This window comes from Archangium sp. (assembly GCF_036388035.1).
GTDB lineage: Bacteria > Myxococcota > Myxococcia > Myxococcales > Myxococcaceae > Archangium.
The window spans coordinates 1-3,181 of record NZ_DASVSO010000668.1 but is presented as its reverse complement, the minus strand read 5'-3'; the positions used below and the strand labels follow the sequence as shown (position 1 = coordinate 3,181).

Annotated in this window: 1 protein-coding gene; it reads right to left on the bottom strand. The window is 65.5% G+C overall.

Annotated elements, in window-relative coordinates:
• A partial coding sequence (locus VF697_RS27290; RefSeq protein WP_331099657.1) for an RHS repeat-associated core domain-containing protein occupies window positions 1-3,181 on the bottom strand: 3,181 nt, incomplete at both ends.

The window sequence follows — 3,181 nt, the reverse complement described above, 5'->3', positions numbered from 1 at the left end:
AACTGCGCTCAAGAGCGTAGCAGTCGAACTCTGCGTTCTCTCCGATGGTATCCGTCCCCATCCGCCCATCCGGGTCCGTGTAACGCGTCGGATTCCCATTGGCATATATCCACGGGTTCAACCCCTGAGGCGTTTTCAAATACGCCTCTGCCCCCACCGGGTCCTCGGACAGGAAGCGCCCTGTGGACGTGTCGAGCCACCGCTGCTGGGCGTAGGTGAGGCCCACATCGGCGTCGTAGGCGTGTCCGGTATAGCCCATGCTGGCGACGCCCGTGCCGGGAGCACCTGACAAGTAGCCACCCCAGGTGTCGTACCGGGCAAGCGGAGCCATGCTTCCCGCCCCCACCCGCCCCACCGCACTGCCCAGCCCGTCATGGAGGATGCGCTCGCTGCCAACCGCGGTCACCAGCCCCCCCGCACGCTCGTACATGAGTTTGGGCCCATTGGAACCGGGGAGCCGCTCTTCCACGAGCTCATCGCCCACGTACAACCAAGACGTCACATCCGTGCCGACACTCTTCTTCCGCCGCAGGCCCGCGTAGTCATACGTGTAGCTGGCCTTGGTGGGCGGGCCGAAGGCCGCATCCATGGACTGGCGGCGTGAGACATCAATCCCGGCGATGCGTCCAGCCGGATCCCACTGGTACTCGGTCTTGACCAAGCCCCGCACGTCTCGCTGCACCTGACCGAAGCGATCCGTGGTGATCGTGGCGATGTTCCCACCCGTCTTCGCATCCGTGATGCTCTCCAAGACACCGCGAGCGTCATAACCGTAGGTCCAATGCCGTGCCGGTTCCTGGATCATCCCGTACGCATCCCCATCCAGGACTCCGGTGTGCCCGGTCAGTTCCTTCTCGCCCTGACGCGTCCCATCCGTCTTGAGCGAGTAGAGCACCGCGGCGCCGCCCGGGTAGCGCACGCCTGTGAGGCGGTCCGCCCCGTCGTAGCCATACTCGGTGATACCCGGCACCGTGACCTTCGAGCCCCGGGTCTCCTCCGTCAGCCGGTTCCCACGCGCGTCATACGTGTATTTGTATGCCGCGAGGGCATTGCCAAACGGATTTTCACAACTCGGAGAGTTGCTCCCCGAAGCGTTGATGACGGCCGAGATCCGGCCGATGGTGTCATAGCAGCGCAGCTCCACCAGCGAGCCATCGGAGATGCGCCGGATGCGCTCGCCATCCGGCTCCCAAGACACCTCGGTCGCGCTGCGTGACGGGTCGCTGGGAGTAATCCCGCTGAGCCGGGCCTTCGCGTCGTACGAGTACCCCACGGAGCGCGTGGAGCCCCCACCGCTCACCGTGACCCGCTCTCGCTGACCGCTCGGCTTATAGGCATACGTCACCGTGTCGGTACCCCGCGTGACGGAAGTCAGCAGACCTCGCTCGTCATACTGGAAGGCATTCGTCAGCACACCGCCATTGACTCGCAGCTCTCCGATGGTCAGCGACTGATCCATCCCATTGTAGTGATGATCGACCTGCAGCAGATCCTGGTAGGGAGTTCGAGCCAGGTTGGCTTTGTACTTCACCTGGGCCACACGGCCGCGACCGTCCAGCAACGTGGTCGTCTCCACCTGGGTGTCATCGTCGCTCGCCGGATAGGGAGTCGTCGTCACCTCGCCGTTGGAATACTCCGTCCGCCAGTGGAATGCGTTCTTGTCGCCCCGCCACCGCTCAGTGATACGGCCGGCGAAGTCATACGTGAAACCCTGCTGCGCCGTTCCTGGCGCTGTCACGGACTTCAACCTCAACAGGCCATCGTAGGTGTAGGTGAAGGACCCGAGGGTGTCCGGCATAGTCACGGACAGCAGTTCGCCGCGCGCTCCGTGGTCATAGGTCCACACCTTGGACGCGGCTCCCTGCGCCCCCTGGGTCACCGTCTTCAGCAGGCCGCTGGTGGCGTCGTACGTGTAGTCCGTGCGCTGTGTCTCCCCCTCGTACTGATCGCCCTCCGCGTCGAGGCGGCCATAGGTCTCGGACTTCAGCACGCCCCGCGCGTAATAGGCATAGGTGCGGGTCCGGCCATTCTCTCCCGGCTCCGTCTGACGCTCGAGACGTCCGTCGAGATCGTACGTGTAGCGCGTGAGCTCGCCGGCGTAGTCCTGCGTGCGCAGCAATCCCTGGTCGTACTTGAATTCCGTGGCGGGACGGCCGGCTGGCTTCTGCACCGCCAGCTTCCCGTCCGCGTCGTACAACCACCAGTTGGTATGGGTGAGGCTCGCCGGCTTGTAGCGCACCACGTGGCCGAGCGAGTCGACACTCACCTCCCACGACTGACTCCGCTGCTGATTGCCGTCGGAGTAGGCGGAGTTGTTCGTCTTCCAGTTGTACTGGATGGTGGCGTTCCGCTGCGTCCAGACGGTGCTCGTCGTGTAGCGGTAGCTCAGCCCCCGGTCGGTTTGCGTCCACTCCTCCGCCTCTTCGAGCGGACGCCCGAGGTCGTCGCGCTCCGTGGTCTCGACCTTGGACGTCCAGGAGCCTTCCTTCACCGTCCGGCGCAGTTCCCACGGCCCGTCGAAGGCGATGGTGGCCTCTCGGGGCGTCCCCACCCCGGCCGCCCCCTGGACCTTCGCCGCGGCGAGCCTCCCGCGCGCATTGAAGCGCCGGGTCGTCACCACGCCCTCGGGTGACATCGTCTCCTTGATCTCGCCGGGGTTCGCGGTGGTCTCGTACGTCCAGGTGGCCTCGGGCGTGCTCCCATGAGCCGCGGCCGTCTTCGACTTCAGCTCCCCGAACTTGTCGTACGTGAAGGTGGTGCTGAAACCCGGGTGCGGCCCCTTCACGGCCCAGACTTGGCCATCCCCGTGGAGCAGGTAGGTGGTCTTCAGTGGAGTGCCCGAGGAGCTGTCCGCCGGCTCTCTCAACTGGACGAGGTTGCCCACGGGATCATGCCTGTATTCCGTGACGGCGCCTTCCGGCGACTTGTGCCACCGCACCTGCCCCCGCTCGTTGTAGCGGTACTCGTGGGTCGCCACCCTGTCGCCGTCGAACGTCCGCACCACCTTGAGTACCCGCCCCGCGGTGTCGACGTGCAGCGTCTCGGACTCGGTGCGGGTGGCGGGCGGCGTGGACCCGGACTCGGGTGTGGGCCCGGTCTGGATGGTACGGGTGATGGTGAGGGTGTGATTCGGGTCGTCGTACTTCCGCGTCTCCTTCCGCTCGAGGACAGGCTCCGCCTC